The organism is Luteipulveratus flavus (assembly GCF_029439465.1).
In the GTDB taxonomy this organism is placed as follows: Bacteria; Actinomycetota; Actinomycetes; order Actinomycetales; family Dermatophilaceae; genus Luteipulveratus; species Luteipulveratus flavus.
The window spans coordinates 157,550-180,587 of sequence record NZ_JAROAV010000008.1 but is presented as its reverse complement, the minus strand read 5'-3'; the positions used below and the strand labels follow the sequence as shown (position 1 = coordinate 180,587).

The 23,038-nt window shown below is 71.9% G+C and carries 21 protein-coding genes; 14 read left to right on the top strand and 7 right to left on the bottom strand.

Annotated elements, in window-relative coordinates:
• Positions 1 to 8 precede the first annotated feature (8 nt).
• Positions 9 to 722, top strand: a complete 714-nt coding sequence (locus P4R38_RS02595; RefSeq protein ID WP_277190919.1) for an NUDIX hydrolase — start codon at positions 9 to 11, stop codon at positions 720 to 722.
• Here the strand turns inward: P4R38_RS02595 and P4R38_RS02590 are convergent.
• Positions 703 to 1,104, bottom strand: a complete 402-nt coding sequence (locus P4R38_RS02590) for a hypothetical protein (protein WP_277190918.1) — start codon at positions 1,102 to 1,104, stop codon at positions 703 to 705. The genes P4R38_RS02595 and P4R38_RS02590 overlap by 20 nt on opposite strands.
• Positions 1,101 to 2,651 (bottom strand): PspC domain-containing protein, encoded by a 1,551-nt coding sequence (locus P4R38_RS02585; RefSeq protein ID WP_277190917.1) that lies wholly within the window; start codon positions 2,649 to 2,651, stop codon positions 1,101 to 1,103. The genes P4R38_RS02590 and P4R38_RS02585 overlap by 4 nt, the downstream gene beginning before the upstream one ends.
• 125 nt (positions 2,652 to 2,776) lie before the next feature.
• Here P4R38_RS02585 and P4R38_RS02580 point away from each other — a divergent pair, with 125 nt between their 5' ends.
• Both P4R38_RS02580 and P4R38_RS02575 read left to right on the top strand, forming a co-directional pair.
• On the top strand, positions 2,777 to 4,006 hold the full coding sequence (locus P4R38_RS02580) for an ATP-binding protein (RefSeq protein ID WP_277190916.1): 1,230 nt from the start codon (positions 2,777 to 2,779) through the stop codon (positions 4,004 to 4,006).
• Complete coding sequence (locus P4R38_RS02575) at positions 4,003 to 4,689, top strand: LuxR C-terminal-related transcriptional regulator (protein ID WP_277190915.1); 687 nt, start codon at positions 4,003 to 4,005, stop codon at positions 4,687 to 4,689. Before P4R38_RS02580 ends, P4R38_RS02575 begins: the two co-directional genes overlap by 4 nt.
• Before the next feature lie 167 nt (positions 4,690 to 4,856).
• Here P4R38_RS02575 and P4R38_RS02570 read toward each other — a convergent pair whose 3' ends face one another.
• Positions 4,857 to 5,741 carry an endonuclease domain-containing protein gene (locus P4R38_RS02570; RefSeq protein WP_277190914.1) on the bottom strand — a complete coding sequence of 295 codons (885 nt, stop codon included), beginning with the start codon at positions 5,739 to 5,741 and terminating at the stop codon, positions 4,857 to 4,859.
• A 229-nt stretch (positions 5,742 to 5,970) separates the two neighbouring features.
• On the opposite strand from P4R38_RS02570, the gene P4R38_RS02565 reads away from it, so the two are divergent.
• From P4R38_RS02565 to P4R38_RS02535, 7 genes are all read left to right on the top strand, one after another.
• On the top strand, positions 5,971 to 7,158 hold the full coding sequence (locus P4R38_RS02565) for a GAF domain-containing protein (protein WP_277190913.1): 1,188 nt from the start codon (positions 5,971 to 5,973) through the stop codon (positions 7,156 to 7,158).
• A gap of 155 nt (positions 7,159 to 7,313) precedes the next feature.
• Positions 7,314 to 8,837 carry an acetaldehyde dehydrogenase ExaC gene (gene exaC / locus P4R38_RS02560; protein ID WP_277190912.1) on the top strand — a complete coding sequence of 508 codons (1,524 nt, stop codon included), beginning with the start codon at positions 7,314 to 7,316 and terminating at the stop codon, positions 8,835 to 8,837.
• Positions 8,838 to 8,999: 162 nt separating this feature from the next.
• Positions 9,000 to 9,389, top strand: a complete 390-nt coding sequence (locus P4R38_RS02555) for a DUF779 domain-containing protein (protein WP_275239788.1) — start codon at positions 9,000 to 9,002, stop codon at positions 9,387 to 9,389.
• Positions 9,390 to 9,625: 236 nt separating this feature from the next.
• Positions 9,626 to 10,606, top strand: a complete 981-nt coding sequence (locus tag P4R38_RS02550) for a zinc metalloprotease (protein WP_277190911.1) — start codon at positions 9,626 to 9,628, stop codon at positions 10,604 to 10,606.
• 21 nt (positions 10,607 to 10,627) lie between these two features.
• Positions 10,628 to 11,620: a glycerophosphodiester phosphodiesterase gene (locus tag P4R38_RS02545; protein WP_277190910.1), complete on the top strand. Its 993-nt coding sequence runs from the start codon at positions 10,628 to 10,630 to the stop codon at positions 11,618 to 11,620.
• A 23-nt stretch (positions 11,621 to 11,643) separates the two neighbouring features.
• Positions 11,644 to 12,003: a hypothetical protein gene (locus P4R38_RS02540; protein ID WP_277190909.1), complete on the top strand. Its 360-nt coding sequence runs from the start codon at positions 11,644 to 11,646 to the stop codon at positions 12,001 to 12,003.
• 75 nt (positions 12,004 to 12,078) lie between these two features.
• Complete coding sequence (locus P4R38_RS02535) at positions 12,079 to 13,143, top strand: class I SAM-dependent methyltransferase (RefSeq protein ID WP_277190908.1); 1,065 nt, start codon at positions 12,079 to 12,081, stop codon at positions 13,141 to 13,143.
• Between the two features lie 12 nt (positions 13,144 to 13,155).
• Here P4R38_RS02535 and P4R38_RS02530 read toward each other — a convergent pair whose 3' ends face one another.
• Genes P4R38_RS02530 through P4R38_RS02520 form a run of 3 tightly spaced genes read right to left on the bottom strand, consistent with a single transcriptional unit; the run spans position 13,156 to position 15,707 of the window.
• On the bottom strand, positions 13,156 to 13,803 hold the full coding sequence (locus tag P4R38_RS02530; RefSeq protein ID WP_275239782.1) for a DedA family protein: 648 nt from the start codon (positions 13,801 to 13,803) through the stop codon (positions 13,156 to 13,158).
• Between the two features lie 16 nt (positions 13,804 to 13,819).
• Entirely contained in the window at positions 13,820 to 15,181 is a 1,362-nt protein-coding gene (locus P4R38_RS02525) for a serine hydrolase domain-containing protein (RefSeq protein WP_277190907.1), read from the bottom strand.
• 4 nt (positions 15,182 to 15,185) lie between these two features.
• The gene (locus tag P4R38_RS02520) at positions 15,186 to 15,707 is read right to left on the bottom strand and encodes a GNAT family N-acetyltransferase (RefSeq protein WP_277190906.1); all 522 of its coding nucleotides are present in this window, start codon (positions 15,705 to 15,707) and stop codon (positions 15,186 to 15,188) included.
• A gap of 195 nt (positions 15,708 to 15,902) precedes the next feature.
• Between P4R38_RS02520 and pcrA the strand changes: the two genes are divergently transcribed.
• On the top strand, positions 15,903 to 18,323 hold the full coding sequence (pcrA, locus tag P4R38_RS02515) for a DNA helicase PcrA (protein ID WP_277190905.1): 2,421 nt from the start codon (positions 15,903 to 15,905) through the stop codon (positions 18,321 to 18,323).
• A gap of 65 nt (positions 18,324 to 18,388) precedes the next feature.
• Here the strand turns inward: pcrA and P4R38_RS02510 are convergent, their stop codons facing one another.
• Positions 18,389 to 19,213, bottom strand: coding sequence for a M23 family metallopeptidase (locus P4R38_RS02510; RefSeq protein WP_275239775.1), 825 nt, complete (start codon positions 19,211 to 19,213; stop codon positions 18,389 to 18,391).
• A gap of 320 nt (positions 19,214 to 19,533) precedes the next feature.
• On the opposite strand from P4R38_RS02510, the gene P4R38_RS02505 reads away from it, so the two are divergent.
• From P4R38_RS02505 to P4R38_RS02495, 3 genes are all read left to right on the top strand, one after another.
• On the top strand, positions 19,534 to 19,944 hold the full coding sequence (locus P4R38_RS02505; RefSeq protein ID WP_277190904.1) for a cobalamin B12-binding domain-containing protein: 411 nt from the start codon (positions 19,534 to 19,536) through the stop codon (positions 19,942 to 19,944).
• Positions 19,945 to 20,061: 117 nt separating this feature from the next.
• Positions 20,062 to 21,630 carry a M4 family metallopeptidase gene (locus P4R38_RS02500; RefSeq protein WP_277190903.1) on the top strand — a complete coding sequence of 523 codons (1,569 nt, stop codon included), beginning with the start codon at positions 20,062 to 20,064 and terminating at the stop codon, positions 21,628 to 21,630.
• 258 nt (positions 21,631 to 21,888) lie between these two features.
• A complete protein-coding gene (locus P4R38_RS02495) occupies positions 21,889 to 22,893 on the top strand; it encodes a M28 family metallopeptidase (RefSeq protein ID WP_277190902.1) in 1,005 nt (334 codons plus the stop codon).
• The last annotated feature ends 145 nt before the right edge of the window (positions 22,894 to 23,038 follow it).

Here is a 23,038-nt window from a genome sequence, read left to right as displayed (position 1 = left end):
TCCGCAGAGTGCCAGCCACCAGGGACGCGGCCGCGCCGAGAGTGCACGTCCGCGGCGTCGACCGCAGCGGCAGCCTGTGCTTCGACCGATGGCTGCGGCACGGTGACGACCCGCACCGGGTCCTGCTCGCCGGCGGCTGGCAGATCGACTCCCTCGTCAGCATCACCACGCTGCGCACCCCCGACGTCGAGATCGCGCTCGACTACCGGGTGACGCGCGTCCCGGCCCAGCAGCCCGAGGCGTACGACGTCCCGCGTGCGCCGGGCCTCACCGTCGCCGACGGCGAGTGGCCGGTGCGGTTCCAGCGGGTGGCGGCGTACGCGGTGGTGACGAGCGACCGGGGCACGCTGATGAGTCAGGCGTCCCGACGGACCGGCGTCGCCGGTCAGTGGGGGCTGCCGGGCGGTGGCCTCGACGCGGACGAGGACCCCGACGACGCGGTCGTCCGCGAGGTCTGGGAGGAGACCGGTCAGCACGTCCAGCTGAGCGGCCCGCTCGACGTCGTCACCCAGCACTGGGTGGGTCGGGCGCCGAGCGGGCGGCTGGAGGACTTCCACGCGATCCGCCTCGTCTACCGGGCCGGGTGCGCGACGCCGACCGACCCCGTGGTGCACGACGTCGGCGGGACGACGGCCGCGTCCGCGTGGATGGACGGGTGGCAGATCGGCCGGGTGCGGGTCACGCGGTGGGCACAGCCGCTGCTCAGTCGGTCGTACGCCTGACCGCCGCGACCAGGCCGGCCAGCGCGAGCAGCAGCCCGATGCCGACGACCGCAGCGGGGAGGACGATCGTCCAGCTGGGGTCCCAGTCCTGGGTCTCGACCGCGATCGACAGGCCGGCGATCGCCAGGAGGATCGCACCGACGACCGTGGTGAGGGGCGACGGTCCGCTGATCCACCTCTGCTCGGGCGGGGCGGGCGGGGCCGGCGGGGCCGGCGTCACGTCGTCCGGGGTGGCAGCCGCCGGCTGCTCGTGCGTGGTCGGCGCGGCCGCGGGACTCGTCTCCTCGGTGCCCACGGCCGAATGGGTCGGCGCCGTGTCCTGGACCCGGTCGGGGTCGTGGCCGCCGTCGGACTGGGGCTGCAGGTGCTCGGGCGTGCTCATCGGGCGGACTCCCTCTCGATCGTGATCGCGCCCATGCCGACGTTGGCGTCGACGGTGAGCGCGGCGGGCTGCGTACCCAGACGGACGGTGCGCCGCACGTCGGTGCCCCCGGTGTCCGACTTCCAGCCCACCTCGGACTCGATGTCGTCATCGACCTCGATCGTGCCGAGGCCGACGTGGTTGCGGATCTGGACCGGGACCCCGTCGGGCACGACCACGACGAGGTGGCCGAACGACACCTTCGCCGGGATCGTCACCGGGGCGGTCGGCGCGGTGAGGCGGGTCAGGTCCAGGCGCCCCTCTCCGGTGGACAGCTCGTAGCGCTCGTCGGACTGGACGGCAGCGACGCTCGCGGGCGTCCAGGTCTCGTCGCCGGAGCGGCCACCGAGCGTGACGTCCTTCGGGATCACCACGAGCACCGCGGTGACCAGTGCGAGGACCCAGCCGACCAGGCTCGCGAATCCCGCTCTGCGACCGGCAAATCCCGCGATCAGCACTCCGAGACCGACCGTGCCCAGAGCGGCGGCGACCCCGACCCGGCCGGCGACGTCGTCGTACGAGGTGTGCTGGAGGACGAGCGCGGTCGCGCCTCCGACGGCGGCCGCCAGCCCGAGGACGACCCAGGTCAGTGCTGCCCCGAGCGGGCGTCGTACGGGACGTGGGGGCTGGGGCGCGACAGGAGGCTGTGGTCCGTTGCCGTACGGCGCGCCCCCGGTCGGCCAGGTCGAGCGCGGCGGTGGCGGCGTGGTGCCGGTGTACGGCAGGGGAGTCGTGGCAGGGGGCGCCGCCGGACCGGCCGGCGCGGCGTAGGTGAAGCTGCCGCCCGTGCTGTACGGCGCGCGCTCGCCTCCGGCCGGGGCGCTCGGCGCGGTGGCGCTCGGTGGGAAGGGGGCGCCGGTCGGGCCGGACTGGCCGGCCTGGCCGGGAGAGGGACCGGACCAGGTGGGCCGCCGGTCCCGGGCCAGCACGGCCCACACGACGGCACCGACCACGATCAGGGGCACGATCGGCCCCGGACCCCAACCGTCGCCCCAGCCCCAGAACCAGCCGAACCCGCTGGACGCCACGATGATCGTGACGACCAGCAGGGCGATCGCGCCGCCGTCCCGGTGCCGGGCGGCACGCTCGAGGATGATGCTGCCGCGCGGGTCGGGCAGCAGCAGCCAGGCGATCAGGTATAAGGTGACGCCTGCGCCGAGGATCAGGCCGAGCAGGATGAACGCAGCACGCACGATCAGCGGGTCGACGCGCAGCCGCTGCGCGACACCACCCGATACGCCGCCGATCCACTTGTCGTCACTGCGGTTGAGCTGCAGCGAGCGGAGCGCGCGCAGGAGGCGGTCGAACGGTTCCTCCTGCGTCGGGCCCGGCCCGGGTACGGCAGTCTGCATGGCGCCGTGCCACTGCTGCCAGCCGGCGTCCGCGCTGCCGGGGGCGGCGCTCGGGCTACCGGAGGCGGCGCTCGGGCTACCGGGGGCGGCGTGGCTGCCGCCGGCCGGCGGGTCCTGGGCTGTGGGTTCCTCGTCGCGAGGCGTCTGCTCGTTCACGTCTCCCACTCTGCTGATCCGGGCGTCCAGCAGCCATGAGGGTCGACCCTGACGGCTCCCTGACGGACCCCTGGTCCTGGCCTCGGGCGGCCTGATCGGGCGGTGACCTGCGCGAGGATGGACCCATGACCACCGCCGGCCGTCCCGCGACGCCCCTGCCCGAGCAGGGTGCGTGGCCGGAGCGTCCGCCGCTGCTGCGGCCACGGTACGGACGGCTGCTGGGTGGAGTGGCCGCCGGCGTCAGTCACCACCTGGGCCTGCCGGTTGTCGCCGTGCGGGTCTTCTTCGCCGTCACCGGGGTGTTCCTCGTCGGATGGGTGATCTACGGGTTCCTCTGGCTGACGATGCCGCAGGGCGAGCACGGTGGCGCCGCGCCGGCGCCGCGCGCCATTCCCAAGACGATCCTGCTGATCGGGGGAGTGGTCGTCCTCGGCTCGGTGGCCACCTCCGCGTTCGTGGGCCTGAACATCGCGCCGCGTGCGGTGCTGCCGGTCATCGCCATCGTGGCCGGTCTGCTGATCACCTGGTCGATGCTGGACCGGTCCCGTCGTGAGCAGTGGCTCGCCGGTGGCGACCTCACCCGTCGAGAGTCGTTGGTACGCATAGGAATCGGCAGCTTCCTCGTCCTGGCCGGGCTCGCTCTCGTGGCGTCCCAAGGGCGAGGCATCTCCGGCATCCGGGACGTCGCCATCGCCACCCTCGTCGTCCTCGTCGGGGTGGTGCTGCTCGGTGCGCCGTTCGCGATCCGGGCGTGGGACGACTTCCGCCAGGAGCAGACCGCTCGGATCCGCGCGACCGAGAAGGCCGACATCGCCGCGCACCTGCACGACTCCGTGCTGCAGACCCTCGCCCTGGTCCAGCGCCGCTCCGACGACCCCGTCGCCGTCCAGCGACTCGCCCGCGCCCAGGAGCGCGAGCTGCGGCAGTGGCTGTACGCCGACACCGCGCCGGCCGCCGCGACCCTCGCGTCCGCGGTGACCGAGGCGGCGCACGAGATCGAGGACCTGCACGGCGTCCCCATCGACCTCGTCATGACCGGCGACCGGCCGCTGGACGACCAGGGGGCGGCTCTGGTCCGAGCGCTGCGCGAGGCGCTCGCCAACGCCGTACGCCACGCCGAGCCGCCCGTCTCCGCGTACGTCGAGGTGGGTCCGCGGGAGGTCGAGGCATTCGTCCGCGACCACGGGACCGGTTTCGACCTGGACGACGTCCCCGGCGACCGGCTCGGCGTCCGGGAGTCGATCGTCGGCAGAATGGCCCGGCACGGTGGATCGGCCACGGTCCGCCGCCGCGACGACGGCACCGAGGTCACCCTGCACCTGCCCACGCCCGCCATCGAGGAGGCCCAGCCATGACCACACCCGCCGCGCAGCAACGGCCCACCCGGGTGGTCCTCGTCGACGACCACCGGATGTTCCGCTCCGGGGTCAAGGCCGAGCTCGACGACAGCGTCGAGGTCGTCGGCGAGGCACCCGACGTCGAGGCCGCGGTCGCCGCCGTCCGGGAGACGCGTCCGGACGTCGTCCTGCTGGACGTCCACCTGCCCGGGGGGACCGGCAAGGGCGGCTCGGACGTCGTCGTCGGCTGTGCCGGGCTCACCACCGAGGCAGGCGCACCCGTACGGTTCCTCGCACTGTCGGTGTCGGACGCCGCCGAGGACGTCATCGCCGTGATCCGCGCCGGCGCTAGGGGTTACGTCACCAAGACCATCTCGCCCTCGGACCTGGTGCGCGCGATCCACCGGGTGGCCGAGGGGGACGCGGTGTTCTCGCCGCGGCTGGCGGGATTCGTGCTGGACGCGTTCGGCGCGGCCGCCGGTGAGGTCGCCGAGGTGGACGAGGAGCTGGACCGCCTCTCGGCCCGCGAGCGCGAGGTCATGCGGCTGATCGCGCGCGGGTACCAGTACAAGGAGGTCGCCAAGGAGCTGTTCATCTCGGTCAAGACGGTCGAGACGCACGTGTCCTCGGTGCTGCGCAAGCTCCAGCTGTCCTCGCGCCACGAGCTGACCTCCTGGGCCATGTCCCGCCGCCTCCTCTGACCCGGCCCGTTCGCCCGGCCCGCCAGGGCCCGCCTCGCCCCGTTCGCCCGGCACCGACCCTTCTGGCCGAGTGCGCGTGTCCTGCTGGTTTCACGGTGAAAATGCAGCAGGACACGCGCACTCGACCGGGCGGGGCTGGGCAGGACGCGCGCTCTCGGCCGGGCCTATCAGCGGGCGAGCAGACGGCGGATGTCCTCCACCACGGTCGGTGCTCGTCGCGGGATGTCGGCGGAGGTCAGCACGACGACCGTCCACCCGGCAGCCGTCAGCAGCCGTCGGCGATGCGCGTCCTTGCGCCGCTGGTCCGGATCGGCGTGCACGTCCCCGTCGTACTCGACGACGACCCGCTGGTCCCGCCAGAGGAAGTCCACCGTCGCGAGCCACCCGCCGTGAGCGTCGTGCGCGTCGGCGTTCAGCTCAGGCTCGGGCAGACCGCCCTCGAGGAAGATCAGCCGGGTCAGCGACTCCCGTGGTGAGCGGCTGCCGAGCCGGACGAGATCGAGCGCCGCGCGGGCCTTGACCACGCCCCGGATGCCTCGGCTACCTGCCACCAGCCTGCGCAGCGCGGCGAGCGCCTCCGCATCGGCGCCGACCACGGCGTCACCGAGCACCACGAGGTCGTGGATCGACAGGTGTGGCGCCAGGTCGAGCCAGGTGTCGCGCCCGGACGTCGCCGGCACGTCGCGCACGGTGGTGGAGGTACGCAGCTGCGCGCCGCGGTGCCCGATGACACCGGCACGTCGAACGGCTGCCGTACCCGTCCGTGTCGTGATGTGCAGCGGCGCTCCTTCGACCTGCAGCCGTAGGGGGAGGGGCAGGCCGTGGAGCAGCGCCGCGGTCTGGTGGCTGAACATGGCGCCGTACGGCAGCGCCGGGGCCATCCCTCGGGCGCGGCCGATCAGCGAGGTGGGCGGTGCGACCTGCCGTACGCCGCGCGTGGGCACGTGCAGGTGCCGGCTCCGCAACCGGTGAGCGGGGATGCCGAGGGGAGCGGCGTCTCGGACGAGGAACGTCTCGTCGCCGGCGATCGGGAGGAGGAGGGGCGCTTGCATGGCAGCACTGTGATGGCGCGTCCGGTGGCGTGCCGTCGTCCACAGGCTGCAAGGCCCACCCGTCCGGCCGAGTGCGCGTGTCCTGCTGGTTTCACCGTGAAAATGCAGCAGGACACGCGCACTCGACCCGAGAAGGCGCGGCGCAGGACACGCGCTCTCGACCGGGGAGGGGCCGGGGAAGCGCGGCGCATCGGGTGACAGGGCGCGGATCCGGGGTTCTACTGATGACATGGGTCACCCTCCCGTACGGCCGCTCGTGACCGAGTCGTGGATGCGTTCGGCGGCCGCGGGGGTACGGGTCGACCAGGCCGAGGCGCCGATCACCATCCCGGACGACGAGCTCGCCGACTACCGGTCCGCGCACCCGCTCTTCCGGGCGTTCCCCGTGCTCGAGGACGTCCTCGCCGACGCCGCTCGCTCCAGCGACGCCCTGATGGCGGTGTCCGACGAGCACGGCCAGCTGCTGTGGGTGTGCGGTACGCCGACGACGTTGCGGCGCGCGGAGGCGATCGGTTTCGTCGAGGGCAGCTCCTGGGACGAGCGGGTCGCGGGGACGAACGCGCCCGGAACCGCGCTCACCCTGGACCGCCCGGTCCAGGTCGTCCGCGCCGAGCACTTCCGCGCGTCGGTGCAGCAGTGGTCCTGCGCGGCCGTGCCCATCCACGACCTGCACTCGGGCTCGCTGCTGGGCATCCTCGACGTGACCGGCGGCGACCAGATCGTCGTCCCCCAGACGATGGCCATGCTGCGGGCCGCGGCCCGGCTGGCCGAGCTGGAGCTGCTGCGACCGGACTCCGGCCACGGCCTGCTCGTCCAGGACACGCCGGGCGGCGGCGTCCCGCTGGACGTCACCGGGCTCGGCCGGGACGAGATGCGTGTCGTTGTCGACGGGCGGCAGCACCGGCTGAGCCCTCGCCACAGTGAGCTGCTGACGCTGCTGGTCGACGCGCGGGACGGGCTCTCGGGCGATGAGGTGGCGTGCGGGTTGTACGAGTCCGGCACCGGGGACTCCACCGTGCGCGCCGAGCTGATCCGGCTGCGGCGGGCGCTGGGCGAGGACGTGCTGCGCTCGCGGCCGTACCGCCTGCACGCCGACGTCGTGACCGACTGGACGGGTGTCGAGGCGCGCCTGGCGGCCGGCGACGTGGTGGGCGCCGCCCGGGCGTACCGCGGGCCGCTGCTGCCGCACTCGGTCGCACCGGGCGTGGTGCGCGTCCGCGACCGGGTGCACGCCGCGATGACCTCGGCGGTCATCGCGTGCGGACGGGCGGACCTGCTCTCGTCCTGGACCCGCAGCACGTGGGGCGCGGACGACGACCGCGCCTGGGAGGCCTTGCGCCGGGCCCTGCCGCTGAGCTCGCCGATGCGGCGGCTCGCGCAGGCCCAGCTGGACCGCATCGACGCCGAGCTGCGCTGACCGGCACGCGGCCGCGCGGCGGCGCGGCGGCGCGGCGGCGCGGCGGCGCGGCGGCGCGGCGGCGCAACCTGCATGCAACGTCGGCGTGACTAGCGTCACAGCCAACCGCCGCCGGGCAGCCAACCCTCGGCACGATCGATGAACGGAGACGACGCATGACCGTCTACGAGCGGCCGGGTTCGTCCGGTAGCAAGATCAAGGTCGAGGAGAAGTACGGCCACTTCATCGGCGGCGAGTTCGTCGCGCCGAAGAAGGGCCAGTACTTCGAGAACTTCGCGCCGCAGACCGGCGAGGTGTTCACCCAGGTCGGCCGCGGCACGGAGGAGGACATCGAGGCGGCCCTCGATGCCGCGCACAACGCGGCGGACTCGTGGGGCCGAACGAGCACGACCGAGCGAGCCAACATCCTGGTCCAGATCGCCCAGCGGATCGAGGACAACCTCGAGGACCTGGCCGTCCTGGAGTCGTGGGAGAACGGCAAGGCCGTGCGGGAGACGCTCGCCGCGGACCTGCCGCTCGCGGTCGACCACTTCCGCTACTTCGCGGGGGCGCTGCGGGCGCAGGAGGGCTCGATCTCCGAGATCGACGAGAACACCATCGCCTACCACTTCCACGAGCCGCTGGGCGTGGTCGGGCAGATCATTCCGTGGAACTTCCCGATCCTCATGGCGACCTGGAAGCTCGCGCCCGCTCTGGCCGCCGGTAACGCGGTCGTCCTCAAGCCGGCCGAGCAGACGCCGTGGTCGATCCTGAAGGTCGTCGAGCTGATCGGCGACCTCCTGCCCCCGGGCGTCCTCAACATCGTGAACGGGTTCGGCGCCGAGGCGGGCAAGCCGCTCGCGTCGAACAAGCGCGTCGCCAAGGTCGCGTTCACGGGCGAGACGACGACCGGCCGGCTGATCATGCAGTACGCCAGCCAGAACCTCATCCCGGTCACCTTGGAGCTCGGTGGCAAGTCGCCGAACGTCTTCTTCGACGACGTCGCCTCCGAGCGGGATGCCTTCTACGACAAGGCTCTCGAGGGCTTCACCATGTTCGCGCTCAACCAGGGCGAGGTCTGCACCTGCCCGTCGCGCGCGCTCGTCCAGTCCTCGATCTACAGCGAGTTCATGAAGGACGCGGTCGCCCGGGTCGAGAAGATCAAGCTCGGCAACCCGCTGGACACCGAGACCACGATGGGCGCCCAGGCCAGCAACGACCAGCTGGAGAAGATCAAGTCCTACCTCGACATCGGCAAGCAGGAGGGCGCCAAGGTCCTCACCGGTGGCGAGCAGGCGAAGCTCGACGGAGACCTCGCCGGCGGCTACTACGTGCAGCCGACGGTGTTCGAGGGCGACAACTCGATGCGCGTCTTCCAGGAGGAGATCTTCGGGCCGGTCGTCTCGGTCACGCAGTTCGACGACGAGGCGGACGCGCTCAAGACGGCCAACGACACCCTGTACGGGCTCGGCGCCGGCGTGTGGTCACGCGACGCCGGTCGGGCGTACCGGATGGGCCGTGGCATCAAGGCCGGTCGGGTGTGGACGAACAATTACCACGCCTACCCGGCACACGCGGCGTTCGGCGGCTACAAGCAGTCGGGCATCGGCCGCGAGAACCACCGGATGATGCTCGATCACTACCAGCAGACGAAGAACCTCCTGGTCTCCTACTCGCCCGACGCCCTCGGGTTCTTTTAAGCCGCAGCGTCGCGCGAGGAACGAGCGCGGCGCGTCGCGGCTGTAGGTCGAGCAGCGAGCTCGACCGAGCCTGCGAGGTCGAGACCGAGCGTGTCGAGACGCGGCGAGGCCGAGGGAGAGCCGGCGACACCGTGCGAGACCTCGCGACAGGAAGGGAGCCCCGTGACCACGAGCACGCCCACCCGGGTCGAGCTCACCGACGAGGCGGCGGACCTGCTCCGCCGTCTCGTCGGCACGCACGGACCCGTGATGTTCCACCAGTCCGGCGGCTGCTGCGACGGCAGCTCGCCCATGTGCTTCGCCGACGGTGACTTCATCACCGGCGACGCCGACATCCATCTGCAGGACCTGCTCGTGGAGGGCGTGGAGAAGCCCATCCCGTTCTGGATGTCGGTCTCGCAGTACGCGTACTGGAAGCACACCCACCTGACCGTCGACGTGGTGCCGGGCCGGGGGAGCGGTTTCAGCCTGGAGGCGCCCGAGGGCGTGCGGTTCCTGATTCGCTCCCGCCTGATGACCGAGCCCGAGCTGAAGGCGTACGACCTGATCTGACGTACGCCTGCCGTGCCGAGTGCGCCTGTCCTGCTGGTTTTCCACAGTGAAACCCGCAGGACACGCGCACTCGGCCGAGCGGGAGGGAGGGCGGGCACGCCGGACGGCGGCGCCGGACGCCGGGCGGAAGGCGGAGCCGGACCGCCGGATCGCGCCGAATCGCTTGACCGCGCCCGTGGCCGGGTGTCTGCTGACCTCCAGCGGGACGCCCGGGCCCGCGAACGAGGTGGCTCCCCATGACGGCTCGACGTGTTCTCGGTGTGTGCGGTGCGATGACTGCGACGGTGCTGATGGGGGTCGGCCCCAGCGTCGCGTCGCCGCACGCGGTCGGCAGTGCCCCGGTCGCCAAGGCATCCAGCGGCTCCGCCTCCTGCGGTCCCTCGGCCGCGCGCGTCGTCAAGGGATCGACCGTCAAGGAGCCGGAGCTCTACTCCAAGAACGAGGCGAACAAGTACGGCGTCATCAAGCCGCACCCGCTCATGGCGAGCGGCTCGGTGAACGTGCCGACGATCTTCCACGTGGTCTCCGACCACGCGCTCATCTCGGCCGAGAACACCCGCATGAACACGATGATCTCGGCGCAGATGCGGGTGATGAACGACTCCTACTCCGGCCGTACGGCGTCCACCGCCGCGAACACCCCGTTCCGGTTCTCGCTGGTGAAGACGACGCACACGGTCAACCCGACCTGGTCGACGGTCGTCCCGGGCAAGGCGGGCGTCGAGCGGGACATGAAGAAGGCACTGTACGAGGGCGACGCGCGCACCCTGAACGTCTACGTCGCCAACATCGGGGGCGGCCTGCTCGGCTGGTCCTACTTCCCCAAGGGCTACAACAACGGACGCGACTTCATCGACGGCGTCGTGATGCTGGACGAGTCGATGCCCGGCGGCGTGAACCCCGACACGGGACGGCCCTGGAAGTACGGCCTCGGCGACACGCTGGTCCACGAGGTCGGGCACTGGCTGATGCTGGAGCACACCTTCCAGGGCGGCTGCTCGGCCAGCGGCGACGGCGTGGCCGACACCCCGCGCGAGGCGCAGCCGCAGTTCGACTGCCCGGTCGGCGCCGACACCTGCACCGCGCCCGGGCTCGACCCGATCCACAACTTCATGGACTACACGCAGGACTCGTGCATGGACATGTTCACGCCGGGCCAGTCCAAGCGGATGAGCGACGCCTACATCGACTTCCGCGACCCGACCGCCGGCCGCTGATCCCGGCGCTAGCCTCGGCCCATGCGCGTGCGTGCCGTCGTCGTCACCGTCCTGGCCGTGCTCCTCGCGGTCGTCTCGGGCAGCCCCGCCCGGGCGGCCGGCACGCCGCCGAACCCCTGGCTGACGCAGCGGGTCATGAACATGGCGCACTCCGGCGGTGAGGCCGAGGCGCCGATGAACACCATGTACGCCTTCCGCCGGGCGGCCGCTCTCGGCGCGGACATGCTCGAGCTGGACGTGCAGTCCACGGCCGACGGTCAGCTCGTGGTGATCCACAACGCCACGCTCGACGAGACCACCGACGGCACCGGCCGGGTCGTCGACCACACGCTCGATCAGATCAAGGCGCTCGACGCCGCGTACTGGTTCGTGCCGGGCCGTAGCGCGGTGCACGGCCTGCCGGACAGCGCGTACCCGCTGCGCGGCGCCCGGCACGGCCACCCGAAGGTCGCCGGCTACAAGCCGAAGGACTTCACCGTCCCGACACTGCGCGAGGTGCTGAAGGCGTTCCCGACCACGCCGATCAACATCGAGATCAAGGGCACCGCCGACTCCGACACCGCCTCGTTCGAGCGCACCGGCCGGCTGCTCGCGGACCTGCTGGACAAGTCCGGTCGCACCGACGTCATCGTCACCTCGTTCAACGACACGGCGCTGGCCGACTTCCACGCCCGCGCCCCGCGGGTGCCGCTCGCCCCGGGGATGAACGGGCTGCTGCAGTACTACCTCGCCGGCGTCCGGCCGATCGAGGGCACGGTCGCCCTGCAGGTGCCCGTGACGTACCAGGGCATCCCGGTCGCGACCAAGGAGTTCGTCGCCCGAGCACACCCCGACGGGTACGCGGTGCACGTCTGGTTCAGCGGCACGGCGCCGGACGACGCCGCCACGTACAACCGCATCATCGACACCTGCGCGGACGGCCTGATGCCCGCGCGACCGACGCTGCTGGAGTCGATCCTGGACGCCCGCGGCATCGAGCGTCCCGGTCGGCCCGGCGTTCATCCCTGCGCCTGATCCGCTGACTAGGCTCCGCGGTCATGGACCTCGTCTACAACGTCGTGGTGATCGCCCACCTGCTCGGGATGGCAGCGCTCGTCGGCGGCTGGTTCGCCGTCATGAAGGCGCCTCGTCCCACCGCGCTGATGGTGTGGGGCGCGCGGGCGCAGATCGTCACCGGCCTGATCCTCGTCGGGCTGGCGGAGGGGGTCGACTCGCTCGACAAGGACCCCGACCACGCGAAGATCGGCCTGAAGCTGCTGGTCGCGCTCGCGGCCGTCGCGTTCGCCGAGATCGCGCGAGGCCGGTCGCGCCGCGCCGGTGGCGACCAGGTGGGCCTGGTGAGCGCCGCCGGCTGGCTGGGAGTCCTCAACGTCGTCATCGCCGCCGGCTGGAACTAGGGGTCACCGCCAGCGGCGCAGCGCGCTGTTGACCGGGCGGTGACGGCGGCGTTCACTGAGCGGCAGGGAGGCGTCATGAGCACAGCCGAGGACCTGGCCGACCGGATCGCCGGTGCCTGCGTGCAGATGATGGACGTGCTCTCGATCGCGCTCGGTGACCGGCTCGGGTTCTACCGTGCCCTCGCTGCCGAGCCGGGACGTACCGTCTCCGAGCTGGCCGCGGCCACGGGCACCAGCGAGCGGTACGTGCGCGAGTGGCTGGAGCAGCAGGCCGTCACCGGGTTCGTCGTCATCGATGACTCCGCCGCCTGCGCCGATCGTCGTCACACCCTCGCCGAGGGCGCGGCCGAGGTGCTCACCGACGCCGACTCGCTGCTGTTCCTGGCGCCGCTGGCCCGGCAGCTCGCGGCCGCGGCGCGGATGGTGCCGGCCATCGGCGACGCGGTCACCAGCGGCGGCGGTGTGCCGTGGGCGGCGTACGGCACCGACATGCGCGAGTCCGAGGCGGACCTCAACCGTCCGGCGTACCTGCACCTGCTCGCCACGGAGTGGCTGCCGGCGCTGCCCGACGTGGTCGAGCGGCTGCGCGCCGGAGGTCGCGTGGCCGACGTCGGGTGCGGCGCCGGGTGGTCGTCGATCGCCCTGGCGCACGGCTTCCCCGAGTCGCACGTGGACGCCTTCGACCTGGACGAGGCATCCGTGGCACTGGCCCGCTCGAACGTCGCCGCCGCCGGCCTGTCCGAGCGGGTCGAGGTCCGCCACGTCGACATCGGACAGGTCCCGGCCGCCACCTCCTACGACCTGGTCACGGCGTTCGAGTGCCTGCACGACCTGCCGCACCCGGTCGAGGCACTCCGGGCCGTGCGCGCGCTCGCCTCACCCGACGGGGTCGTCCTGGTCGGCGACATGAAGGTGGCCGAGGAGCTCACGGCACCGGGGGACGACGTCGAGCGGATGATGTACGGCTTCAGCATCCTGGTATGCCTGCCGGACAGCATGGCCACGCCGGGCTCCGCCGCGACCGGGACGGTGATGCGTCCGCAGACGCTGCGCCGGTACGCGACCGACGCGGGCTTCACGCAGGTGGAGGTGCTGCCGGTCGAGCACGACACCTGGCGCTTCTACCGGCTCACGCCGTAGCGCCCGAAGGCCTCAGGCGGCTTCCTGCGAGCGGCGCTGCTCGGCGTACGCCCGGACGTTGTCCTGCAGGTGCCGGCGCAGCAGGGTCGACAGCGTGATCCCGAAGGCCAGGGCGATCCCGAGCCCGACGAAGGAGAAGCCCTTCAGCCACGACTCCGCCGCCGTGCCCAGGTAGTAGACGAGGTACGTCGTCCCGGCGGCCCAGGCGATCGCGCCGGTGACGTTCGCGAGGAGGAACCGCGGGTAGTGCATCCGCATCGAGCCGGACAGCGGGCCGGCGAAGATGCGCAGCAGGGCGACGAACCGCCCGAAGAACACCGCCGCCATGCCGTACCGGCTGAACACGTGACGGGCGTACGCGAGGACGTCGTCGTTCACGTGGTCGGGGAACCGGCGTCCGAGCACCCCGAACAGGCGGTCCCCGTAGCGGCGGCCGACGACGTACCCGATGGAGTCGCCGATCACGGCCCCGAGCACTCCCGCGATCGCGACACCGTGCGGGCTGACCGCGAGCTCGTGCCGGCTGGACAGGACGGCCGCGGCGACCAGGACGATCTCACCCGGCAGCGGGATCCCGAGGCTCTCCAGCCCGACCACCGCGCCCGCGAGCAGGTAGACCGCCACGGGTGGGATCGTCAGCAGCCAGTGGTCGACGTTCACCCGAGCATTGTGCCCGTCAGGCGTGCCAGCCCGCCGGGTCGGCTCCGCCGGGCAGGTCCGCGGCCGGGTCGTACGGGTCGCGGGTGAGGCGGAAGGAACCCAGGTCCAGGTACGCCGCGCGAGGCCCGTCGCCGTGCGCGCGCAGCGTCTCGCCGGCCCAGTAGTCCTCCGTGCCGGTCCAGGTGCCGTCCGCCGCCGGCACGAACCGGGACCAGCGACCCGACTCGCCGGGCACGCTGAGCTCGAGCTCGCCGCCGGGTGCGCTGCGCAGCTCCATCCGGCGCGGACCCCAGTGCCAGCCGCCGACGACGTGCGCCATGTCGGTCGCGTCCGTCTCGGTGTGCCAGGCGGTGACCCGCCGCGGGTCGTGCTGCTCCAGCAGCTCCAGCAGGTCCCAGGCGACGGCCGCGCCCGGGCCGCCGGTGGAGTTGGTGAGCAGGGTGACCCCGTCGCCGGTCTCCGGGTCCACCCGCACGCCGGCCTGGAAGCCGGGCATCGACCCACCGTGCCCGACGAACCGGGTGCCGTCACGGTTGTAGACGTCCAGTCCGATCCCGTACGCCCGCGTCCACGACTGCCCGGGGGTGTCGACGACCGTGGTCGGGACCTGCATCGCCCGGTGCAGCTCCTCGGGCAGGACGTCGGTGTCGCCGGCCTGCAGGAACGTCGCGAACCGGGCCAGGTCGCCGACGGTCGACCACAGCTGGCCCGCCGGTGCCATCGCGCCGGCGTCGTGCGCGGGCTCGGTGTGCACCAGGTCGGTCAGCGGGTGCACGGCCAGTCCGGGTGCGCTCGGCGCGACGGCGTCGTACGACGTGCGCGTCATCCCGAGCGGGCGCAGGACCTCCTCCTGCAGCACCTCGAACCACGGCCGCCCGCGCTCGACCTCGATCAGGCGGCCGAGCACCGCGTACCCGACGTTGCTGTAGTGGAAGCGCCGGCCCGGGTCGTGCGCGGGCCGGACGGACGGCAGCAGGTCCTCCCAGGTGATGCCGGGGGAGCGCTCCCACCACGGCCCGGTGGTCTCGGCGTGCAGGCCCGCGGACTGGGTGAGCAGCTGCAGGACGCTGACTCCGTCGAGCGTCTCGTCGAGCTCGGGCAGGTGTCGTCGGATCGGGTCGGTGACCGCCACCCGCCCGTCGGCGACGAGCCGCAGCACGCCGACCGCCACGACGGACTTGGTGATCGACCCGATGCGGTACTGCGTCTCCGGGGTCGCGGCCGGCCCGTCCGCACGAGCGTCGACCGTGCCCGCCGCGCCGCTCCACACGACCTGTCCGCCACGGACCAGGGCCGCCGCGATCGACGGAAGCCGTTGTTGTTGCTGCTCCTTCGCGAGGCGAGCGTCGAGGTACGGGGTCGCGGGAGTAGCCGTCACCGGCTCAGTCTTGCAGGTCGATCCAGTAGCGCTCACGTCCGTTTCGGACGTCCTCCAGGACACCGCCGCCGCCCAGGATCGTCCGGCGGGACGCCTCGTTGTCGTCGTCGCAGGTCACCAGGACCCGTTCGAGTCCGAGCGCGCGCGCCTCGTCCAGGGAGGCGCGCAGGGCGGCGGTCGCCACGCCGCGACCGCGGGCGGACGGGCGTACGCCGTACCCGATGTGGCCGCCCTCGTTCAGCAGGAACTCGTTGAGCTCGTGCCGCAGGCTGAGCGACCCCAGGACCCGGCCGGGCTCGGCGTCGTCGACGATCCAGTACAGCGACGCGGGAACCAGGCCCTCGGGCGGATCGGTACGACCGCGCTGCTGCTCCTCCAGCCAGCGTCCGAACTCGCTCGGGTCCGACAGGTCGACGCCCTCGAAGCGGTGCGTCCCGAACCCGTGCAGACGGGCGCCGTCGAACTCGGCCATCGCCTCCAGCCAGGTGGTGTGCAGCGCGGCGTCGGGCTCGATCAGTCGGATCACGCGCCGACCGTACGGCATCCCGCCGGCCGCCGTAGCCCCCGTTCCGGGCCCCCGCCGAGAGGCCCACTCACTCGCCGAGAGGACCACGTATCCGGGTCGGAACGGTGGTCCTCTCGGCCATTGCTGGTCCTCTCGGCGAGGAGGCGGGAGCACGCTCATGCCGTGTCGGTGAATCGACGTAGGGTTGGCGTCGAGATGAGCAGCCTGTTCGATGACCTTCCTCTGCCCGGACTGACGCCTGCCCAGGCGTCTCCCACCACCGACCTGCTGGATCACCAGCGGCAGGGGGAGGTGGACGAGCGCGGCGTACCCACCTGGGCGAGCCTCGGTCACGGTCCGGAGGGGGAGCGGCCCGGACGACCCGACGCCGAGCAGCTGCTGGAGGGGCTGAACCCGCAGCAGCGCGAGGCGGTCGTCCACCACGGCAGCCCGCTGCTCATCGTGGCCGGTGCCGGCTCGGGCAAGACCCGGGTGCTCACCCACCGGATCGCCTACCTGCTCGCCGAGCGCGGCGCGCAGCCGGGGCAGATCCTCGCGATCACCTTCACCAACAAGGCCGCGGCCGAGATGCGTGAGCGCGTCGAGCAGCTGGTCGGCGGGGCGGCCAAGGCGATGTGGGTCTCCACGTTCCACTCCGCGTGCGTGCGCATCCTGCGCCGCGAGGCCGGCAAGATCGGGATGAGGTCGACCTTCTCCATCTACGACGCCGCGGACAGCCAGCGGCTGATGGCGATGGTGCTGCGCGACATGGACCTGGACCCCAAGCGCTACCCGCCACGCTCGTTCACCCACCAGGTGAGCAACCTCAAGAACGAGCTGGTCGACGAGGAGACGTACGCCTCGCAGGTCGTCGAGGGCACCCATCAGGAGCGGACGCTCGCCGAGGCGTACAGCGCCTACCAGCGCCGGCTGCGGCAGGCCAACGCGATGGACTTCGACGACCTGATCATGACCACCGTCAACATCCTGCAGGCGTTCCCGGACGTCGCCGAGCACTACCGACGCCGGTTCCGGCACGTGATGGTCGATGAGTACCAGGACACCAACCACGCGCAGTACGTCCTGGTGAAGGAGCTGGTCGGTCACACCCTGGAGGACCCGGCGCTGGGCACCGTCCCGCCGGCCGAGCTGTGCGTGGTGGGCGACGCCGACCAGTCGATCTACGCCTTCCGCGGGGCGACCATCCGCAACATCGTGGAGTTCGAGAAGGACTACCCCGACGCCCGCACGATCCTGCTGGAGCAGAACTACCGCTCCACCCAGACCATCCTGCAGGCCGCCAACGCCGTGATCGAGAAGAACCCCGACCGGCGCAAGAAGAACCTGTGGACCTCCTCCGGGGACGGCGCCGCGATCATCGGGTACGTCGCCGACTCCGAGCACGACGAGGCGGCCTTCATCGCCCGCCAGATCGACCGGCTCGGCGACAAGGAGGGCGTCAAGCCACAGGACGTCGCGGTCTTCTACCGCACCAACGCCCAGTCGCGCGCGATCGAGGAGGTGTTCGTCCGGGTCGGGCTGCCGTACAAGGTCGTCGGCGGCACCCGGTTCTACGAGCGCCGCGAGGTCAAGGACGCGCTCGCCTACCTGCGGGTGGTCTCCAACCCCGCGGACACCGTCAACCTGCGACGCATCCTCAACGTCCCCAAGCGCGGCATCGGCGACCGGGCCGAGGCGTGCGTGTCCACGTTGGCCGAGCGGGAGCGCATCCCGTTCGTCGCTGCCCTGGGCCGGGCCGAGGACGCACCCGGCATCGCGACCCGGTCGCTCACCGCCATCAAGGGGTTCACCGCACTGCTGGAGGGGTTGCGTGAGACCCGCGAGGCGGGCGCCGGCGCCGGTGACCTGCTGGAGGCGATCCTGGACCGCTCCGGCTACCTCACCGAGCTGCGCGCCAGCCACGACCCCCAGGACGAGACCCGCGTCGAGAACCTCGCCGAGCTCGTCGCGGTCGCGCGCGAGTTCGACGAGGCCTACCCCGACGGCAGCCTGGAGGACTTCCTGGAGCAGGTCTCGCTGGTCGCCGACTCCGACGAGATCCCCGACGAGGAGGGCGCCGAACAGGCCGAGGACGGCGGCGTCATCACGATGATGACGCTCCACACTGCCAAGGGCCTGGAGTTCCCGGTCGTCTTCCTCACCGGCATGGAGGACGGCACCTTCCCGCACCTGCGCTCGCTCGGGGACAACACCGAGCTGGAGGAGGAGCGGCGGCTGGCGTACGTCGGCATCACCCGGGCGCGCGAGCGGCTCCACCTGTCCCGCGCCCAGGTGCGGTCGGCGTGGGGTGCCCCGCAGTACAACCCGCCGTCGCGGTTCCTGGACGAGATCCCGTCCCACCTCATCGACTGGGAACGGGTGGCGCCGACCGGCTCACCGCGCTCGACCACCCCGGCCGTGGCGCGGCTCGCGAGCCGTCCGGGCGTCCGCAGCCCCGGCAACCGTCCCGTCATCTCGCTGGACTCCGGCGACAAGGTCACCCACGACTCGTTCGGGCTCGGCACGGTCGTGCGGGTCGAGGGGCAGGGCGAGCGGGCCATGGCGCACGTCGACTTCGGTGGGGACACCGGCGTGAAGCGGCTGCTGCTGCGCTACGCCCCGGTCGAGAAGCTCTGAGACGACGGCGAAGGCCGCCACCCGACCTGGGGTGGCGGCCTTCGCCGTCGTCAAGGCGCTGGGACTCAGATGAGCCCTCGCGCGGACAGCCACGGGTAGGGGTTGATGGGCTCCCCGCCGATGTGGATCTCCAGGTGCAGGTGCGGCCCGGTGGAGTTGCCGGTGTTGCCCGACAGGCCGAGGCGCTCGCCGGCCGACACGTGCTCGCCGACGGACACCGTCGCGCGCGACATGTGCGCGTAGACGGCCTCGGTGCCGTTGTCGAAGCGGATGTTGACCCGCAGGCCCTGGCCGCCGTAGTAGCCCACCGCGGTGATCTCGCCGTCGTTCATGGCGCGCAGGGTGGTGCCGATCGGGGTGGCGAAGTCGACACCGGCGTGCAGCCGGCCCCAACGGCTGCCGAAGCCGGAGGTGTACGTGCCGCCGCTGAGCGGGCGGACCCAGCCGTTGCTGGTCGAGGGCGCCTGCGGAGCGGGCGCGGACCGGCTGACCCGGGGAGCGGGCGCGGCGGGCTTGGCGGCCGGCTTCGGCGCGGGGGCCGAGTAGCTGGTCATGGTGCCGTTGCTGGAGTCGATCGCACCCAGCGCGGCGCGACGTGCAGCGAAGTTCTTGGCGGTGAGCGCCTTGTTGGCCGCGTCGATCCGGGCCCGCGTCTTCGCGGCGGCGGCCGTGCGCGCCTTGGCGGCGGCGGAGCTGGACGCGACGGTCGACATGGACCGGGAGGCCGTCTGGGCCTGACCGCGGGTCCACTGCGTGGTGTCCGCTGCGCCGGTGGTGAGGTGACCGCTGCTGGCCTGCGAGCCTCCATCGGTCGCGAACGCCGTGCCGGCGGCGGCGACGGTGAGAGACGCGGCTGCGAGAGCGGGTAGTGCGACCCGTGCGCTCTGCATCGGAGAGATCGACACAGCGCGGTGACGCCCCTGATAGTTCCGGGACAAGATGGCACCAACTTCTGCAATGGGGGACGGTGGGCCGGGCGCAACCCTAACGTGATCTGTTCGTGACGTGGCCCGAACGCGACGAAATCTGTGGACGAAAGGGGCCGAGCCCGCTGATCTGTTCGCCTGATCACCTGTGAACGCGCGGTTTCGCAGACATTCGTGTGACCTCTGTCTCTCCTTACCGATGAGTAGCGACGTGGGTCACAGATGGTGCTATCAGCGCCCAGGCGCGTGTGAGCGCCGTCTCACCGAGAGCTACGCTGCGACCCATGAGTGCCGCACCGTTGCGCGTCGTCGTCGCCAAGCCCGGACTGGACGGGCACGACCGGGGAGCCAAGGTCGTCGCCCGCGCCCTGCGGGACGCGGGCATGGAGGTCATCTACACCGGTCTGCACCAGACGCCGGAGCAGATCGTGGAGGCCGCCATCCAGGAGGACGCCGACGCCGTGGGCCTCTCGGTCCTCTCCGGGGCCCACATGACGCAGTTCGCTCGCGTCACCGAGCTGCTGCGCGAGCGCGACGCCGCCGACATCGTGGTCTTCGGCGGCGGGATCATCCCCGACGAGGACGTGCCCGAGCTGGCGCGGATGGGCGTGCAGAAGGTGTTCACCCCGGGCGCCACGACCGGCGAGATCGTCGGCTGGGTCCGAGAGCACGTCGGCACCTCCGCCCAGGCCTGATCCGCGCGACCCGCGACGAGTTCCGCCGTTGCCGCCCATGATCGGCCCTGCTGCGGCATCCTCCTGAAGGTCGGTGCGCCACCCCCGTCGCGCACCGCGTCGAGAGGAGTTTCATTCGTGAAGCGCATCACCATGGCTGCCGGCACGACCTGTCTGGCTCTGGCCGTCGCCGCACCCCTGTCCGCCCACGCCGCTGGCCTCGGCTCGGCGAGCCCGGCTCCGTCCGGGCCGGCCTCCGTGGCCGTCGAGAAGTCACGCGTCGCCGACATGGCCGCCGCTCTGCACCTGGGCTCGGGCGAGGCCCTCCAGGTCAAGACGGTCGTGAGCGACCGCGACGGCACGACCCACGTCCGGTACGAGCGCACCTTCCAGGGCCTGCGCGTCGTCGGCGGGGACTTCGTCGCCCACCGCAACGGCAAGGGTGCTCTCGCCGGCACATCGGGCCGGGCGTCCGTCGCCGTCGCGTCGACCAGCGCCTCGCTGTCCCGCTCGGCCGCCGCGAGCAAGGTCGCCGTCGGTGACCTCAAGGCCGCCTCGACCACGACCGAGCTCGTCGTCCTGGTCACCGACCACGGCCCGCGGCTGGCGTACGACATCCTGCGCAGCGGCGTCCGCGCCGACCAGACCCCGTCGCGGCTGCACACGTTCGTCGACGCCCGCAACGGCAAGGTGCTGGACAGCTGGGACGAGATCGCCGACGGCACCGGCCACGGCATCCACGTCGGCGACGTGACCCTGTCCACCAGCGGCGCGGCCCCGTCCTACCAGCTGAAGAACCCGACGACCGGTGCGTTCACCACCGACCTCAACGGCGCCACCAAGGGCACGGGCACGCAGTTCACCGACGCCGACGACGTGTGGGGCAACGGCTCCACCACCGACCGGCAGTCGGCCGCCGTCGACGCGCAGTACGGCGCGGACAAGACGTACGACTACTACAACACTGTGCTCGGCCGGCGCGGCATCTGGGACACCGGCAAGGGCGCTCCCTCCCGGGTGCACTACGGCGACGCGTACGTCAACGCGTTCTGGGACGGCACGCAGATGACGTACGGCGACGGCATCAACAACGCCAACCCGCTGACCTCGCTCGACGTCTCCGGCCACGAGATGAGCCACGGTGTCACCGAGAACACCGCAGGCCTGGTCTACCGCGGCGACGCGGGCGGTCTGAACGAGGCGACCTCCGACATCTTCGGCACCGCCGTGGAGTGGAACGCCGCCAATGCCTCCGACCCGGGTGACTACCTGATCGGCGAGGAGATCAACATCCGCGGCGACGGCAAGCCGCTGCGGTACATGGACCAGCCCTCCAAGGACGGCAAGTCCCGCGACTGCTGGGACTCCACGGTCAAGAAGCTCGACCCGCACTACTCCTCGGGCCCGCTGAACCACTGGTTCTTCCTGGCCTCGGAGGGCTCGGGCGCCAAGACGGTCAACGGCGTGGCGTACAACAGCCCGACGTGTGACGGCTCGACGGTGACCGGCGTGGGCCGCGACGCCGCCGAGAAGGTCTGGTACCGCGCGCTGTCGGTCTACCTGACCAAGCGCAGCGACTACCCGGCCGCTCGCGACGCCGCGATCAAGTCCGCCAAGGACCTGTACGGCGCGGGCTCGGCGCAGAGCGTCGGCGTCGCCAAGGCGTTCGACGCGATCGGTGTGCCGAAGCAGGCCGAGACCCCCTGACCGATCACCTCGTGACGGTCCACCGAACGGCCCCCGGAGCTGCGGCTCCGGGGGCCGTTCCCCGTTCCGGGGCGCGACGGTGAACGGAGCCCCGCGGCGGGCCGCCCGCCCCGGCGTACCAAGGCGACCTCCGCGGCCGGCCATGTTCCGGTCAGGAACGGACTCACTCTCGACATCCGCGGTTCACAGACGACGCCACGGCCGACAGCGTGGAGGGCCACCCGGCCGACCGGTCGGGTGAACCGACGGAGGAGACCCATGCCGTACCTGCGCCCCCTGGCCGCCCTGACCGGAGTCGTCGCTGCCGCGACGTTCGCCCACCCCAGCGTGGCCGGAGCCATCAGCGCACCCGAGCGGACCGGTCTCGCCGCCGTGCCGACCCTCGCCGGACCCGACATCCCGGTCGACGCGACCAAGGCCCACCTGGACCAGCTGCAGAAGATCGCCGACGACAACGGGGGCAACCGCGCCGCCGGCAGCGCCGGCTACCAGGCGTCGGTCGACTACGTGAAGGGCAAGCTGGACGAGGCCGGCTTCACGACCACCGTCCAGGAGTTCGACAGCCCGAACGGCACGTCGTACAACGTCATCGCCGACTGGCCGGGCGGCACGTCCGGCAAGGTCGTGATGTTCGGCTCGCACCTGGACAGCGTCGAGGAGGGGCCCGGCATCAACGACAACGGCAGCGGCACCGCCGGCGTCCTGGAGACCGCCCTGACGTACGCGAAGTCCGGCGAGAAGCCCACGAACACCGTGCGGTTCGCGTTCTGGGGCGCCGAGGAGCAGGGCCTCTACGGCTCGACCCACTACGTCGACTCGCTCAGCAGCGGCGACACGTCGGCCATCGCGAGCTACACCAACTTCGACATGATCGCCTCGCCGAACCCCGGCTACTTCGTCTACGACGACAACTCCAACGGCAACGGCATCCGTGACGATCTCACCGCGCACTACGACGAGGTCGGTGTGAAGTGGGAGTACACCGACCCGCAGGGCCGCAGCGACCACGCGGCGTTCATCGACGCCGGCATCCCGACCGGTGGCGTCTACTCCGGCGGCGAGGAGACCAAGTCCCAGGCGCAGGCGGACAAGTGGGGCGGCGAGGCGGGCGCTGAGTTCGATCCCTGCTACCACCAGTCGTGCGACACCAGCCAGAACCTGGACCTGGACGCGCTCGACAAGAACACCGACACCATCGGCGCCATGGTGTGGTCGTACGCCACGAAGGACCTCAACACGATCACGGTCCCGAAGGCCGCCTGACCCGTGTGACCCCGCTCACGCGCACGTTCCCCGAGTACGGCTTCGCGGCCTCGCGGGTGTAGAACGTTGCGCGTGAGCGTGGTCCGCGCTGCTCGCCGTCAGCGGCCCCTCGGCGCGGGGATACCCTCACCAAGGACGATCCCTT